Here is a 16,108-nt window from a genome sequence, read left to right as displayed (position 1 = left end):
AAACCCTAAGATTACAGATTTAAGTTTCATTAGTAGAAATTGTTAAACTGGTAAAAAACTATTTATTTTTTAGAGAGGGTATCATTCATTAGTCAGAGATACTTGTGTGAAGACCATTGATTCTATTGATGAATTTCCTTAATGTGTGCGTGACTAAAATAAACGAGATTTTCTTATGTTTATTTTCAAAAGAAAGGTCAGATGAGTGTGGGAGATTTTAGATTGCTGTATTTTAAAACAGTTGATGACTATGGAAATAAGCTAGAAGTAGATTTACTAGATGATAAAAAGAAATATGAAGGATTGTTAACTACTTTAATAATAGGACCAAATGGTACACGGAAAAGTACTCTTCTCTCATTAATGACGGATGTTTTTCGTGAATTAGATGATCTTAAAGCTCTAAGAAGAGATCGTACTCCAAAAGTTTATTTTGAAATGGTGTATAAAATAAATGATAACGAATATTCTGTGGAAAATAACATTAAAGGAATCTATTTCTTTTGTAACAAAAAGCAAATATATATAGAAAAGCTTGAACTTCCTCAACGAGTACTTGCGGTATCGTATATGGTTAATGATAAATTCGTGTTTAATAAATTGGATGATAAGGAAAACGGTGGGAAAGAAATATATAGATATTTGGGTGTTAGACAAGCTTCTAATATAACATTCATAAATACAATAGTAAGAAATATAATTGATCGAATTATTAAGAATTCTTCAGATCAACTATTTTTAAAGAGACTTAAAATAATTCTTGAATTTCTGGATATAAAGGGGGATTTAGAGATTTGTTTTGAGCCTAAAAGAAGAAAAAATCTTTTCGAAAGTGGAATCACAAATAAAGACATAAAAATTTTGACAAACAGAATGTCTAATCAAGCATCATTTAGATCAGATAAAATAAAGAATTTTAGTGAGAATGATTTATTAGAAATCTCCAATTTTATAAATACAACTTCTAATCAGCGTAACCTAATTGCAACAAAGAATAGTGTATCCCTTTGTTACAATATTAATTTACATCACTTTAATGAGAATACCAATTTAATTCACGATTATCCTATAATACAAAAACTAATTTCATTAGATTACATTCTAACACCAACTCTCAGATTTAAATCTGAAAATCAAATCTTTGACTTTGAAGGCACAAGTTCAGGTGAAAAACATTTTTTATTTACTATGCTAAGTATCGCTTCAGAAATTAAAAATTCGTCCGTGATATTTATGGATGAACCAGAATTAAGTCTCCATCCAAATTGGCAAATTAAATATATAAGTTGTCTTAAAAAAATATTCAAAGATTATTCCTCTTGCCATGTAATTATTGCGACTCACTCACATTTCATGTTATCAGATTTAGAAGCTTTTTCTTCATCTATTGTATCTTTAAGAAAAAAAACAGATAATTCTATTGACTCAATACTTCATGATGAGAATACATTTGGTTGGTCTGTTGAAGATATTTTATATAACATTTTTGGTGTTATTACCACTAGGAATTTATTTGTAGCAAAAGAAGTTGATGCTATTTTAGAAAAAATTAGTAAAGGCGAAGATTTGATTGAAGATGATATAAAAAAACTTATATATATAAAAAAAAATATGAATGAGAACGATCCATTGAACGGTGTGCTTAAAATCATTTTAGGCAGGTTTGACAAATGACAATTCCATATGAATACACAACTATTGAGCAGAATATGATTGCTGAACATTTTAACGTTCTTGACTCAGAAGATTGGAATAAAAATATTTTTTTTCAGTTGAAAAAAAGAATGAGAAATTATCTAATTAATTTGAATGATAAGAAGTGTTATTATTGCAAGACGAAACTAAAACTAGGAACGAGTTTAATCCCAATAGAACATATACTTGATAAATCAAATAATCCTAGATTCACATTTGAACCTAAAAACTTGACAATCTCCTGTCAAGCATGTAATACAAATAAAGGTAAAACAAATACCCTTCACGTCCACTTAAATGTTAATGAAGAATATCCAGATTGTGGTGAAAGTTTTAATATAGTACACGCATATTTTGATACCTATTCTCAACATATTGACATTGAATCAGGTGTTTTTTTTGTTGCTCTTAATGAGAAAGGTATGAAAACAATAGAGATATGCAAATTATATAGAAGTAAGCTAACTGAAGAGAAATTTTTAGATTTACAGACAGAGCAGTTAACTCTTTGTTCGGATTTTGCAAGAGCAACTTTTGATCAGAGTTTGAGTCAACAACTTGAAGAAGAAGTTCTTCGAATTTTAGGTGATTATGATAAAGCCCGAAAACTTAACGAGTTATCTCAGATATTAGGAGAGGGTGAAGTATATAATCTTATTATTCGAGGATTCTATGGTAATAAAGAGATTTTGGACTGCTTACAATTAGTTCAAGTTGATGAACTAATTAATTATAAGAACTTAATTTGTAACACAATAATAATACAAAAAATAAAACATTGCACTGATAGCAAAAGAATTCGATTACAAATTAAGGAGTTAGTTCAGTTTGTCCAAACTGGTACCTTAAAATCGGATGAATATATACATGAAATTAAAAAAATAATTACAATAACTGATGACACAACAGATTTGGAACTAGGTTTTCTAGTAACTATACCGCAAAAAATAATAACGTTGATTAGTATATTAAGTAGAGCAAATGGGAAATTAAAACGATTAATACTAGCCATAGAAAGAGTGACCGTCTTGAGATTACAAGGTATACTTGATTCCATTCTAGAGGAAGGAGAATTTACCTTGCAATTAAGAAAAATATTAATTTTGAAGGAAATCTTAGAAATTGAAAATGTTAAAGACTATAATAATATATTCAAAGATATTATTATAAGTTAGGAAAATAAAGTAACTGATTGATCATTACAATTTAGTTGTAGTTGAGTTATATATAGGATTTCTCGAAATTTGTTGAAGAGTAAAAAAGAAAATCAATGGCAGTGTAGGCCATTATTACACGGGTACCCATAGACTGGACACTTAGAAAAAAGGAGTGCGGGCTGTGGGTACCTTTTTATATACTGGAGTAAACGAGGGGATTACATCATGAGCAAGAAACGCTTTACGGAAGAAGAACGTGAACAGATGAACAGATATCTTCTAGATATTCAGATATGGAAGATACATGGAAATTAATTGATGTTTGTGTTGAAACATCGAACAAGGGGTTAAACTTCAGAAAATGCCTTAATACTTTCAGGAAGTATTAAAAAAAAAGTTAGGTGATTTTGCGACTTATAATATTACCGAATTGTTAGAGTCAGAAATGGATACTTTTATTTCTGAGAGAATAGAAGAGTATGAATCAGAATATTCGGAGGATTATACATAAGAAATTGTTTATGAAATGGAGAATGAGTTTGCCTTAGAAATCTTAGAGAGGGTAAAATCAACTTTTCAACTTGAGGCAGAGAAGAAATTAATTTATACAACATTGATTTTGATAGTATTGAGTATAATATTATTGATGACGATGGCTACCTCTACGAGGTAGCGGAAAATAAGCTAAACGAACATCTTTCAAATATTTAGTCAGCTCAAATTAATAGTTGGATGATATTTTCGCGATTCCTTATCGAAAAAATTAGTTTAAATGATTTTTTATTAAATTCTTGACAGACGCAGTTTTTACTATGTTTTGGAGTGAATGATAAGTCATATATATGCCAAAAGTCAAAGCTGTGATGCCCCTAACAATTCAATAAGTAAGATCAAGTTTCCGTACTTACTGCAACACGCACATAAGCTGATGAACTGGTTCCCTGATCGGACTAGGCTTTGATATTGCCAAACACGAAAACAAGCCTGTATTCTTATCAATTGGTTATAGCTGCTTATTGACCCACACGTTATTGGTGTCACGTTATCGAGAGAGTATCCTTTATGGGTGAAGAAGTATCAGATTAGTATTTATACATAAAAGCTCATTAACGCATATTGCGCTAATAGGCTTTTTATGGTTCATACAAAATGTACTTTCACACACTAAGGCAGTCTTCTTCCGTACATTCCTATTAACACTAATGGGAATCTTTAGTTCTACAAAAGGAATGGGAAACTTCGATTTCTCCCCATATAGAAACCTCATTTAGTATATTATGGAATTAAACGACCGCAAAAGAACTCTAACAAATACTAAATAAAGGAGGGCCGTTAATAGACAACAATAAGAACAGCAATGAGACATCCAAAAAGAAACAAAGAATGAGTTAAAAAAGGGGGTTTTATGAGAATATTCACGTTAGGTATTGTAGTGTTGATGTTATTTGTTTTAAACCCTACCACAATGAATGACAATTCCATTGAATCGATATCAAAGATAGAAGCATCTGTTGAACCGTCAGAGAAATCAGAAACAGAACTATTAAGTGAGTTGGCTAATCGACAATTTTTCATTAAAGAAGATCAGATCAGTGAAGATGATTATGTTTCCATTGAGGCTTTTGGAAAAGCTTTCGTTAATCTTTATACCGGAGCTGTTACAAAACAAGAAATTGTATCATTTGAGAACTACATCTCGAATGCAAATCTTCTTAAATTCACAGATAAAATGTTGGAATTAACACAAAAGCAGGAATTGAATGGTGCCAGTAGTGTGAATTTCGGCTTCGATAATGAGTTTAAGGAAGTAGAGTTTAATAAACTTGATAAGAATCTTTACTATTTAAGCTTACCTTTTTCAAACGAAGGGTCTGGAATGACTTGCGAATTACTAGTTCAATCTTCAAATAAGTCTTTAGAATTAGTTGATTTGTACTTTGGATACAAAGATGGTGTAGATACTATCACAACGGGTCACCCTGCGGTTAGAAAGCTTAACAATCCCAAGCTATGGGACGACCAAGAATGGGTGAATGGTGTTTTTGAAAAGCTTGAACAATATGAATCCGAACTCAAGTGACCACTTGCTTTCAGTGTTCACCGATAACAATAAAGCAGCGGTGCTAAGGCTTTGGTTTCTAGCACTAGCACCGCTGCTTATTTATTAGGGAGTTCTAGTTCAAATCTGTAATTATTTCACGGCTTTACCCAGGACTCGTTCAGATCCATTTCCCGAATACATTCAGCCGAGTCATTTCTGTTGTTGTTAATCATTGGTGTGACCGGGTACACCTGCATTTCATCTGCTGAATAAGGCCGCAGAATCGGATTCAGTGCTTCAAGATCATTGGTCTCCTCATCAAGCCATCGAGTGATATCCTGGGGGGACAAAATCGCCGGCATCCGGCTCTCAAATTCACTAATCAGCGGGTTAGCTTCTGTCATGACCAGAGAGCAGGTGCGAAGAGGTTCCCCGCGTGTATCACGCCAAATTTCGTATAGACCAGCTACTCCGAACATACTGCGATTATTCATGACTACCCGAACTGGATAAGTCTTCTTGCCTTCTTTTTTCCAATAGTAAAATCCATTGCACGGAATAATACAACGATGCTTGTCCACCATCTTGCGATAGGTTGGATTCTGATGCACATTTCGGAGATCTGCATTGATTGCATCTTTTCCCCAATAAGGAACGAAACCCCAACGGAACTCATCTAGAATTCGCTCGCCATCCTGTTGTAAAACTACCGGCATATCCTGCGTGGGACTAATGTTATAGCGGTCTTTATAGTAGTACATCACCCGGTTAATTTCAAAATGATCCCTAATTTCCTGCAGTTCGGCCGCCAGGGAAAAACGTTGACACATGAAACATCAGCCTCCTTTTGTTTCGTAGTGTTTGTAAAAGAAGGTAAATTATTCATGGCTTTCGTAGTCATTCGAAGTGAGGATGAATTAAGTTTTCAATCAATCCTTGATAGCAAAAGAGAAGCCGTTAGGTAACGGCTCCTCGAATTATTAAGCTTACTATATAACCTGGAGTTTTTTTGCAGATAAGTCATTGCAGACTAACACTATCTACATAAATAGCTGATTGGCCACTACTGTTTGAGGAGGCGCGGAATTCTACCCCAATTTCTTTGACTGTGGACAAATTCGAAATGCCGCTGAGGGATAGTGTCAAAATGGTACCGCCGTTTGACTGAATCAGATTCTCTCTGGAATCGTACCATGTCCACCCGGACCCGGTCTTTACGTATAGTTTTGCATAAATCCCGTTGCCGATATTGCCCCAGTTCGCATGCTTAACCGTTGCTTTCAGACTGCTTTTTCCAGACAGATTTTGATTAGAGGTTATATATAGACTATGCGTGGAATTGGATTGTAAGGAGACATCGGCTTTGAGAGTTTGCGCTCCCGTTGCTTTCCATTCATTGGTGACCCATGGGCCTCCCGAAATATTGTTTCCCGACCAACCTTGAGTTCCTGATTCGAAATCATATAAGATTGTCCCGTTATTCCCCGGACTCGGGGTCGGACTTGGCGTAGGAGTAGGAGTAGAGGTTGGCGTAGATGTAGGTGTAGAAGTAGGGCTTGAGGTTGGAGTTACACCCCCGAAAATGCCGGATAAAACAGAAGTTGCTTTAATGCCGTTACTGCCATTCACTACGGTATTACCGAACGAGGTGAGGGAGTTACCAGCCCAATCATTCGTCATATCGAGATAAGCCAAATCACTGCTATTTCCCTTCCAGGACCAAGCCAACCAGCCGACTCCCTTCTCTTGGGAATAACTCATAATGGTGGCTTCATCCACATCACCGTTTGTATGTTGTCCACCAAATTCGCCGATAATCAGCGCAAGATTCTTGTTCAGCACACCGTCAATATTGGATTTGACGGTACTTGCATTGCCCCCAGCATATTCATACATATGGATAGAGAATACTGTATTTTTTAACGGGTCTGCATTCAGTACTTCTGTCCCATAATTTTTGACGGAATCTGGATATTGTCCCCATCCAGCGGAGTCAACAATCAGCGTATGAGTTAGACCAGCGTTACGCAGTTTGGGTATGGCTTGCTTATAACCATTAGCCCAGGCGACTCCATCCCATGTTCCGTACCACTCGTTAGCTATATTAATGATTACACGGTCTTCCTTACCGATCAATGCGCTTTTAATACCAATCCAGTAATTAACGGCGTTGTCCAAATCGGATAGACTATCGCTTCCTGTAGCGTCATGTACTTCCAAAACGGCAATTAGTTTGTTTTGTTCACAGAGGGTGAGAATATTGTTGACGGTGTTTACATCATCAAGCGTCCATTTGTGTCCATTCGCCAGTACAATACGTATCGTGTTGGCACCTGTTTTGGCAATGGCTGGTATTGCGGTGGATAGTTGATCTTTATACCATGTGTGCGCATGATTGACTCCTCGCATCACAAATGGTTGTCCTGTAGCATCCAATAATTTGGTACCGCTTACATAAAATCCGCTTGCAGCATGTGCTTTGTTCGTAAGTTGTCCAGTCCACGAGAACATCAGTAAAAATGCGACAAAAGCAATCAACCACTTGCGTAAAATCACTAAAAACCACCCCATGAATTTTATTTATGTAAACCCTCATTAGGTTAATACCGGTAGCGTGCGTTCACCTCCTAGTGTTGAATAATGAGGGTGACATATTTAACTATGCTTTCGAGGAATTGCTAACTTCATAGGAATTGTCGTTATTATATTAGCATTATGTTATTTAAGGGACGTATAATTATTTTATGCAGTTGACCATTTTTTTCTTGGAAAATTTGTTTTTAATTGTTAATTAGTGATTTTGAATAAAAAAACTTAATAAACCGCTAGAATATTCGAAAAATATGTGTTTTTGTTATCTTTTTGTTATTGTATTTACTCCTAGCTCCGCGGAAGCTTTCCTCCATACTGCGCTCTTAGCTGCTGCAAATTGTCCAGCTTGCTCAGACTACTATCCCTATTTGCTAAACCTACGCCAAGAATCAGATTCTCGATGATATAAGTGGGACCGACCATAGAGTGAAATTCCCATACCTCACCTCTCCCGGCATACAGTACAATATCTGCATCTTGGGATCGAGGATATACGAGTCTGTCGGTGATCAAGATGACCTGATATTTTACTTCCCGTGAATGGTCCAGAATTACTTCGATTTCCGGTAACAGTTGAACGAATCCAAAGACAAGCACTAAATCTTGTTTATCAGCATGCATCAAGGACTCTAACAACTCGTGTCCGCTGGGAGCCATTTTTTTCATTTGTAATCCAAAACGTGCCATACGATAGATCATCAGCTCCGCCAATCCAGCACATGGACCGGGGCTATATACATATACAATGCGAGCTGTAGATAATGCTTCTATTGCACGTTGCAGTGCCTCGTCGCTCAAATAGCGGCGTGTTTCCTGGAGATGATGTGAGCAATTGTCCAGCAGTACTTGAGGGAGTGAACTATCATCCGATCTTTGCATGGCATCACGCATTTTTATGGAAGGTGTGGACTCGAAACGGAAACGAAGTCGGTTCTTGAAATCCTTGGCATGGTTGTATCCAGCCGCTTTCCAGAAACGAGAGACGGAAGCGATGCTCAATTTAAGCTCATCGGCCATTTCCTGTTCGGTCATATAGACCACACGTTGCTCATTTTTCTGGATAAAGTCAGCAATAATTCGTTGATTTGGTGAGAAAGCGCGGCGATTCCAATCTTTATACAATTTTTCATTCCTCCTAATATGAAGCGATAAATAGAATATATCGTGCGAAGATGTTGTAAATATTTTTACAACGTTAAAAATATTGAAAAAAATATTACTCTCATTTAACAATTGGTAAAAGTTGTGCTGACATGACCTTCTTATAATGAAGATAAATTCCTGTAGGGAGGCCAAATATTCATGAGTACGATAAAAACGCGCTACACGCTGACACAGTCACAAAAAATGATGATTTTTGTACTATCGATGTCGCTTTACGGTTTGTCCAATATGTTCACGGAGCTAGTGCCTGGGATCAAACTAGGCCCCATTGAATTATCGATTGAATATTTTGCTTTCATTCCTTTGACCTTATGTATGCTGTTTCATCCTTTATATGCGGCCATTGGGGCAGCTGTAGGTGAAGTGATTTTCGGGGAACTGATGTTAGGTCAATTTGGTGGGTTAGGTGAACTGGAGAAATTCATTACCTTCTCACTAGCGATGTATACTGCAGGTCGTATGGTATCCGATCCGAAGAATCGCAGACAGGTTGGAGTGGCGGCGATTACTGGTGTAGTGATTCATCAGTTCTTCAGCTCTGTTGTGGATATAGTGAAGGTATGGGTGGGTGTGGAAGAGCTTGAAGCTGTTAAAGGTCTAGCAGAGAGTATCGTAGTCATTGAGGGAGTTGGCTTTTTGAATGATGTACTCTTCTCTGGTATCTTGTTCGCCTTGATTCCTACCATGTATCTGGTTCCACGCTTATATGGAAAGATCGAACCTTTACTTGGCATGAAGCCGCGTGAACGGAATATGAAATATGCAACAGGGGCTTGGTTATCTCCTAAGCTCGTCATTTCTGGAACAATTCTGGTAATGGTTGCGCTTGGATCGGAATTGCTGTCCGAATCCGGATGGAATTTTGGTGATTTTGAGTTTGCTTGGGCAGAGTCCAATGAAGAGAGCTTGATTTGGCTGAGTATGCTGGTAGCAGCGGTTGTTGCAGCAACAGCGATTATATCCCTCATTCGGCGGTCAGTACGTAAAAGACAGGAAGCAGGTCAAGTAGATGCGTAAATCAATACTCGAACTGAATGGGGTCACCTTTACTTATCCGGGAGCCGAACAACCAGTACTGCGAGATGTATCTCTGCAGTTAGATGAAGGAGATTTCATTGCCATTATAGGTAGTAACGGTTCGGGAAAATCCACGCTCTGTAAATGCTTTAACGGCTTAATTCCTCATTATTACACAGGTGATTTCGCGGGTGAGGTGACGATCTGCGGTCAACCGGCGGATGGGAAAAGTGTAGCGGAGCTTTCCAAACATATAGGATATGTATATCAGGATTTTGAGAATCAGTTGGTACGCCCGACGGTACTTGACGATGTGTCGTTTACACCGCTCAATTATGGATTTGCCGATTATAAGGAACGGGGAGAACGGGCACTGGCGCTAACCGGACTTAGCGATTTAAGAAATGAATTTATCTGGCAATTGAGTGGCGGACAAAAGCACTTGCTCGCTCTTGCCGGAGCACTAGCGATGGATCCGGAAATTCTGGTTATTGATGAACCAGTAGCTCAGCTGGATCCACAGCATGCCCGCCATATTTATGATATTTTGCGCCGATTGAACGAGGAGCAGGGGAAGACCATTGTAGTAATCGAACACCATGCGGAATTTATTGCAGACTATTGTAAGAATGTCGTCCTGATGGATAAGGGGGAGGTTCGATGGCAGAAGCCTGTAAGGGAGGCTCTTTCATCTGTAAAAGAACTGTTGGAGCTTGGCATCTATCCACCGGATGTCACCCGTGCAGCTTGGCTGTTGCAATCTGATGCACCGCGAACCCACTTACTTCCCTTAAATGCTGTGGAAGCGAGCGCCCACATGGTGCTTCGCCAGGATGCGATCGTGAGAACGGAATCATCTGAACCTAATTACGAGCAATCCCTTACTATTACTGGGGAAGTGAAGCACGTCGTTCAGATGGAGAATGTTCACCTATCTTATCGCACGATTCATAAGACGATGCATCCTGTTTTGAATGGTGTTCAGTTAGAGCTGCGGCAAGGTGAATCTATTGCTCTTATTGGAAACAACGGAGCGGGCAAATCTTCTTTAATGAAGCTGATTGCTGGAATTGTCAGACCTACAGCAGGAACGGTAAATGTGAAGGGGATGGTTGTGAACGGTCTGCCACCCGAGCGTCTTTCCGGTACCGTAGCTTACGTATTTCAGAACCCAGAGGAAATGTTTATTGAGGATTCTGTACGTAAAGAAATTGCTTATTATTTAAAAGCGCGAAAGCTAGTCGACGCAGAAGAGAGAGTAGAAGAAATGCTCACAGCATTCCGGCTCAGTGAATTAGCAGAACGTGACGCTCGTCTTCTGAGTGGAGGTCAGCAGCGCCGTGTATCACTGGCTATTGGAGCAGCGGTTCGTCCTGCTGTTATGCTGCTCGATGAACCAACGGCGAATCTGGATATTTCGACGAAACAGGAAATGGTACATGTACTAGATACGCTTCGCAGCCATGTTGAGACGGTTGTGATAGCGACTCATGATATGCAGCTTGTATCAGAATGGGCGACTAGGATTATCGTTATGCATCAAGGTCAAATTATTGCTGACGGAACGAAAGATGAAATCTTCGCGGACGGACTTCTATTACGGCGTGCGGGTCTGGCTCAGACACAATTGATGGAAATGAGTCGGTTGCTCGGTCTGCCCCGCATTTGCAGCAGCTTGGAGGACTTCGTAAGTCTAGTGGAAGTACAGAAGGAGGTGGCAGCAATTCATGGAAGCCGTTAAACGGGCACTTGACCGTATATCTGTAGAACAAATCAAACTGGAACTCTTAGGGACGGCTTATAACAGCAGCAGCACTTTTCTAGGGAGACTCGACCCGCGAACTCTGCTGCTCTGGTATTTGTTCTTTGCCATAGTACCTTGGTTCGTACATAACCGTACGGTCCTGTTAGGGATGTTCGTACTTATGGTCTTAACGACAGTCCTCTCCCGCGTCAGTCCATATATTATTTTCATATTGTGTTTGGGATTAATCAGCCAAATTGGGTGGATGTTCATCCTGTCGCTCTTTTTCGGCGGAGGAATTGAATCGTTGCTGCCCATGTTGACGCTGACACTTAAGCTCTCAGTGATTTCACTAGCGAGTATTACAGTGTTCTCCAGTCTCGATCCGGAAAGGCTTAGTGACGGCCTGCTATCTTTAGGAATACCTGATACGTTTGCATTTAGCTTATCTTATGGTTATCGTATTTTACCTACGTTACTGGAGGAATTTCATCAGATTTTGTTGTCTTTCAGACTGAGAGGGCAAAGACCCCTGCAACATGGACTGTTGTATTGGAGAACGGCAACGTATTATTTACGAATTGTAATTTTGGCCTTTTACCCACTTATGCTGAACACAGCTAAACGTTCTCGGACCACGATCGAGGCGCTTGAAACTCGGGGATTTAGCTACGGTTTGAACAATAAGAAAGTGAAGAAGATCAAGCTATCTTACTTGAAAATGAAGCGGTCCGACTGGTATTTTTTATCCGGTTCCACGGCTTATATCATTTTGCTATTCTGGATCGGTTATCTCTACCCTAAACTGGTGTATTAACATAACTTACAAGCTCAAAGGAGACGAATTAGTCATGAATATTGATCTGCATACTCACGGTAAATTATCTAAGAAATCAACGTTTTCCCCAGAATATTTTGCTGAAATGATGTTTGAGGCAAAAGCGAACGGATTACAGGCAGTGGCTTTGACTGAGCATTTTAACACTTCGAATTTCTTTGCAATGTATGAAGAACTGGATCAGACTTATCCCTATAACGGGCATTATTATGATGTAAATGGGCTAAAACTGTTTCCGGGTATGGAAGTAGATATTGCGGAGACAGGTCATATCCTGCTGATCGGACTTAAGGAGAATGTGCTAGCGGTCCGAGCTTTACTGGATGAGCATACTCAGGAGGGCAATTTTATTGCTTTTAAGAGATTGCTTGATATGGCGGACGAACATAACCTTTGGAAAATCGGAGCACATCCCTTCCGCACTTCTACGCCATTACATCAACTGGACCCGGAGCTGCTTCGGAGATTAGATGCTTTTGATTTCAATGCAAAAGATATTTACATGCAGGGAGCAGAGACCTATAAGAACCTGATTACACCCTTTGCGAAGACGTTGGGTGTACCCGTGATCGCCGGCAGTGATAGTCATCAATGTCTGCAATATGGGAGCGTATTGAATCGGTTGAATACCAACTGCTCCACTGTTGAGGAATTGAAAGAAACGATTAAGCAAGGCAACTACGAAATTGAGCTCTCACCTTGTCTTCATACTAAAGTGAAGGCCTCGGTCATGATGAAGAAACTATTGAAGCAGCTGATCGGTGAAGCTCCCTCCAGAGATGAAGCAGAGGTTGGCTATAGGGTCTAGTCGGTTCCAAACATTCCTGTTATACTTTTTTCGTGAATGTATTTGGAGGTGATACTGTGCTAATGCTGGTTTGCCCATTAGCTAGAAGTTCCTCACGCAAAGCCTAAATTAGGGCGATACTTTGCGTGAGGTGCGATAGATGGATGATCGCCCAAACTAAACATATCGTTTCTAATAATGGGCTTTGCACCTTATGGAATTTCCATAATAAATAAGGGGCTGAAAAGCAATGAACACACCATTTATTAGAAACCATCAATATAATTTTATTAAGAAGCAAACAGATTTTCTTCTGAAAACACTGCGAACTGTAGCAGATCGAAGAGTCTTGGAGACAGTGAGATATCGTTCATCGTTGAACGTTATAGAAGCTTTTCCAACACTTAATGATACTCAGCAGCAGATGCTGCAACAAATATCTACCTTTGAGACGGCAGATGATTTTCAGAAGTATCTAAGTGGATTAGAAGTTTATTTAGAACCTTTTCCACAGATTTCGCCGAAACAAGTTCAGAAGTTATTTCCTAAGAATAAGAAGCTGAAGGTACCGGATTTATCAGTGATTGACTTTCGATATATGACATATCTGAGCTGGATAGATATTGCTACCAACAAATTATTTATCGTATATCCGTTCGAAGGGCAGTTTATCGGTATCGAGGGAAGAATGACACCTATGAACAAGAAGGGGTATTGCTTGTTCTGTAATCGGCAGCAACAGCTTGCTTTTTTTACGGTTAAGACCAAGCTTGCGAAATCCTCGCCGGATGATTACTCTTCTATTGGCCAATATATATGCATAGAAAGCCAAGAATGTAATCATAGGATTACGGATACAGCAGCACTTGAGAGATTCATTCTCTCCACACGTGCATGAGGTTTAGATTAGCAAAGGCTGCCCTTGAGGGCAGCCTTTTTTTAACGTTATTGTTTATCTTTGGAATCTTTATTGATGACCCGCGTTGGACGAGTTACCCAGTTTGTACGATTCATCGGTTTAACTGTATCAATTCTAGAATTTGATAGTTCATTCGATGCTTCATTGGTCTCTGTTTCAGTAGATGCTGTTACTTCTTGATCTACACTTTTTTTCCTTGATAGTCCTGTTCCATCATGCTTGCCTCTATTCCATACTCTTCCCTTACTCATACATACACTCCATTTCTATACGCTTATTCATAAACCATATCATATTAGGACAAGTTAAGGAAGAATGACATAAGCACAAATCGAAGGATTTTTCAAGTTATAAAGGTTACTGGAGATTTCATTTTATGCTAGCTATAATAGTACTGATATTGAAAGGAGAGTACTTATATTATGGCAATCAAGATCATAACAGACAGCGGTTCTGACCTACCCCTTGACTACATGGAGAAGTATAATGTTTCCGTCATCCATCTACCGGTTCACTTTGGGCATGAGCTTATGCCTGAGGATACGGATACGAAAACCTTTTATGCTAAAATGGCTGAATCCAAGGAGCTGCCCACTACGGCAAGTCCAAGTCCAAACCAATTCCTTGAGGCATTCAGGCAAGTAGAGGAAGGCACTGACATTATGGTCATATGTATGTCCTCTAATATTAGTAGCACTTATCAGACTGCTATGATCGCTATGGAAATGTATCAAGAAGAAGGGCACTCCAATGCGATAGAGGTTATAGATTCTAAGACCTTCTCAGGAGGTTTGTCACTGATTGTGGGTCTCGCAGCCAAGTGGTCATTGACTTGTACGAGTCTGCAAGAACTGAAGGGAAAGGTGCTTCAGCAAATTGACGAAGTTCGCGCTTATTTCACACTGGATACACTTGAGAACGTGATGAAAGGCGGACGTCTAAGTCGGATATCGGGGGCAGTTGCTTCCGTGCTAAATATTAAATTACTGCTCAAAATCAGCGAAGAGGGCACCGTTGAGGTAGTAGAGAAGACCCGGGGTCTTCCAAAGGCATTAAACCGTCTGCTTGCACATTTGGATGAGAAGCAGCATGATTACGAGAAGGCTGTTATCGCTATAGTGCACAGTAACTGTGAGAAACTTGCGCTTGAGATTAAAGAGCGTATTTTACAAAAGCACCCCTTCAAAGAGGTTTTACTCTCAAGTATGGGGCCCGTAATGGGAACCTATGCCGGTGAAGGTGGAATTGGGGTAGCTTTTTAAGACCTGATATTTTGATTTTTGGGATTTTACGATCGTACATGGGATGAGTTCCTGTGTGCGATTTTTATTTAAATATATGAATTAATATGACTTGGTTGATGGACGTGATAATTTAGCTTTTCTTTAGATTGCATTTAGGTGGGTTTAATAATCGAAGCTTATAGTTAGATGGGGTGATTACTATGTATACAATTCTGATCGCAGATGATGAAGCAGAAATTGTAGAATTGTTGAGATTATATTTAGAGAAAGAGTACAACATTGTGGAAGCGAACAGTGGTACCGAAGCGTTAATGCAAGTTCAGAACCATAAAATTGATTTAGCGATCCTTGATATTATGATGCCTGGTTTAGACGGATTGCAATTATTGAAAAAGATTCGTGAGGTTCATCATTTTCCGGTGTTGTTTTTATCTGCAAAAAGCGAACATTACGATAAAATCCTAGGACTTGAACTCGGTGCCGATGATTATATTTCTAAACCGTTTAATCCATTGGAAATTGTAGCTCGTGCGGGAGCTTTGCTGCGGAGGGTGCATCATTTTGACGCACAAATCATTGAAGAAAAGGCTGCTGAACAGATTGTATTGGGAGAATTGAGGCTGGATCAAAGCCAGTGTCTGCTCTATCGTTCAGGGGAGCCCGTCGTCCTAACCTCTACCGAGTACAAAATTCTGGAATTAATGATGAAGCAACCGGGACGGGTCTTTACACGGAAAAAAATATATGAGGCTGTATGGGAAGATTTCTATGTGTACGAAGATAATAGTATCATGGTACATATCAGTAATATTCGTGAAAAGATCGAGCAAGATTCCAAAAAGCCGGTTTATTTAAAGACTATTAGAGGGCTGGGATACAAAATTGAAGCGCCTATGGAGCAATAGAGATC

At 39.0% G+C, this 16,108-nt stretch carries 14 protein-coding genes; 10 read left to right on the top strand and 4 right to left on the bottom strand.

The genetic code is table 11. The features are described 5' to 3' along the window. The first annotated feature begins 201 nt into the window (after positions 1-201). The 3 genes from ACDZ28_RS27645 (at position 202) to ACDZ28_RS27635 (ending at position 4,932) form a co-directional block, all read left to right on the top strand. Positions 202-1,674, top strand: coding sequence for an AAA family ATPase (locus ACDZ28_RS27645; protein ID WP_375103315.1), 1,473 nt, complete (start codon positions 202-204; stop codon positions 1,672-1,674). Continuing rightward, positions 1,671-2,870: a hypothetical protein gene (locus ACDZ28_RS27640; protein WP_375103314.1), complete on the top strand. Its 1,200-nt coding sequence runs from the start codon at positions 1,671-1,673 to the stop codon at positions 2,868-2,870. Before ACDZ28_RS27645 ends, ACDZ28_RS27640 begins: the two co-directional genes overlap by 4 nt. Before the next feature lie 1,387 nt (positions 2,871-4,257). Then, entirely contained in the window at positions 4,258-4,932 is a 675-nt protein-coding gene (locus ACDZ28_RS27635; RefSeq protein WP_375103313.1) for a hypothetical protein, read from the top strand. Between the two features lie 116 nt (positions 4,933-5,048). On the opposite strand, the gene ACDZ28_RS27630 is transcribed toward ACDZ28_RS27635, so the two are convergent. The 3 genes from ACDZ28_RS27630 to ACDZ28_RS27620 all read right to left on the bottom strand — a co-directional run bounded on the left by ACDZ28_RS27630 (position 5,049) and on the right by ACDZ28_RS27620 (position 8,607). Continuing rightward, the gene (locus ACDZ28_RS27630) at positions 5,049-5,723 is read right to left on the bottom strand and encodes an SOS response-associated peptidase (RefSeq protein WP_042129026.1); all 675 of its coding nucleotides are present in this window, start codon (positions 5,721-5,723) and stop codon (positions 5,049-5,051) included. A gap of 190 nt (positions 5,724-5,913) precedes the next feature. Further along, the gene (locus tag ACDZ28_RS27625; protein WP_375103312.1) at positions 5,914-7,449 is read right to left on the bottom strand and encodes a glycoside hydrolase family 5 protein; all 1,536 of its coding nucleotides are present in this window, start codon (positions 7,447-7,449) and stop codon (positions 5,914-5,916) included. Positions 7,450-7,773: 324 nt separating this feature from the next. After that, on the bottom strand, positions 7,774-8,607 hold the full coding sequence (locus ACDZ28_RS27620) for a MurR/RpiR family transcriptional regulator (RefSeq protein ID WP_375103311.1): 834 nt from the start codon (positions 8,605-8,607) through the stop codon (positions 7,774-7,776). Between the two features lie 180 nt (positions 8,608-8,787). Between ACDZ28_RS27620 and ACDZ28_RS27615 the strand changes: the two genes are divergently transcribed. The 5 genes from ACDZ28_RS27615 to ACDZ28_RS27595 all read left to right on the top strand — a co-directional run bounded on the left by ACDZ28_RS27615 (position 8,788) and on the right by ACDZ28_RS27595 (position 13,933). Then, entirely contained in the window at positions 8,788-9,666 is an 879-nt protein-coding gene (locus ACDZ28_RS27615) for a cell division protein FtsQ (RefSeq protein WP_375103310.1), read from the top strand. Next, positions 9,659-11,407 (top strand): ABC transporter ATP-binding protein, encoded by a 1,749-nt coding sequence (locus tag ACDZ28_RS27610; RefSeq protein WP_375103309.1) that lies wholly within the window; start codon positions 9,659-9,661, stop codon positions 11,405-11,407. The genes ACDZ28_RS27615 and ACDZ28_RS27610 overlap by 8 nt, the downstream gene beginning before the upstream one ends. Further along, complete coding sequence (locus tag ACDZ28_RS27605) at positions 11,394-12,227, top strand: energy-coupling factor transporter transmembrane component T (protein ID WP_339287189.1); 834 nt, start codon at positions 11,394-11,396, stop codon at positions 12,225-12,227. The genes ACDZ28_RS27610 and ACDZ28_RS27605 overlap by 14 nt, the downstream gene beginning before the upstream one ends. A 34-nt stretch (positions 12,228-12,261) precedes the next feature. Beyond that, positions 12,262-13,056: a PHP domain-containing protein gene (locus ACDZ28_RS27600; protein WP_341113713.1), complete on the top strand. Its 795-nt coding sequence runs from the start codon at positions 12,262-12,264 to the stop codon at positions 13,054-13,056. 229 nt (positions 13,057-13,285) lie between these two features. Continuing rightward, positions 13,286-13,933: a FusB/FusC family EF-G-binding protein gene (locus ACDZ28_RS27595; RefSeq protein ID WP_375103308.1), complete on the top strand. Its 648-nt coding sequence runs from the start codon at positions 13,286-13,288 to the stop codon at positions 13,931-13,933. 47 nt (positions 13,934-13,980) lie between these two features. Here the strand turns inward: ACDZ28_RS27595 and ACDZ28_RS27590 are convergent, their stop codons facing one another. Beyond that, positions 13,981-14,205 carry a hypothetical protein gene (locus ACDZ28_RS27590; protein ID WP_341113711.1) on the bottom strand — a complete coding sequence of 75 codons (225 nt, stop codon included), beginning with the start codon at positions 14,203-14,205 and terminating at the stop codon, positions 13,981-13,983. A 171-nt stretch (positions 14,206-14,376) separates the two neighbouring features. Here ACDZ28_RS27590 and ACDZ28_RS27585 point away from each other — a divergent pair, with 171 nt between their 5' ends. After that, positions 14,377-15,216 carry a DegV family protein gene (locus tag ACDZ28_RS27585; protein WP_042129011.1) on the top strand — a complete coding sequence of 280 codons (840 nt, stop codon included), beginning with the start codon at positions 14,377-14,379 and terminating at the stop codon, positions 15,214-15,216. A gap of 182 nt (positions 15,217-15,398) precedes the next feature. Then, positions 15,399-16,103 (top strand): response regulator transcription factor, encoded by a 705-nt coding sequence (locus ACDZ28_RS27580; protein ID WP_042129010.1) that lies wholly within the window; start codon positions 15,399-15,401, stop codon positions 16,101-16,103. The last annotated feature ends 5 nt before the right edge of the window (positions 16,104-16,108 follow it).

This window comes from Paenibacillus sp. RS8 (assembly GCF_041956825.1).
In the GTDB taxonomy this organism is placed as follows: Bacteria; Bacillota; Bacilli; order Paenibacillales; family Paenibacillaceae; genus Paenibacillus_AQ.
Note: the sequence above shows the minus strand (reverse complement) of the source record. Positions and strands in the feature narration are given on the sequence as shown.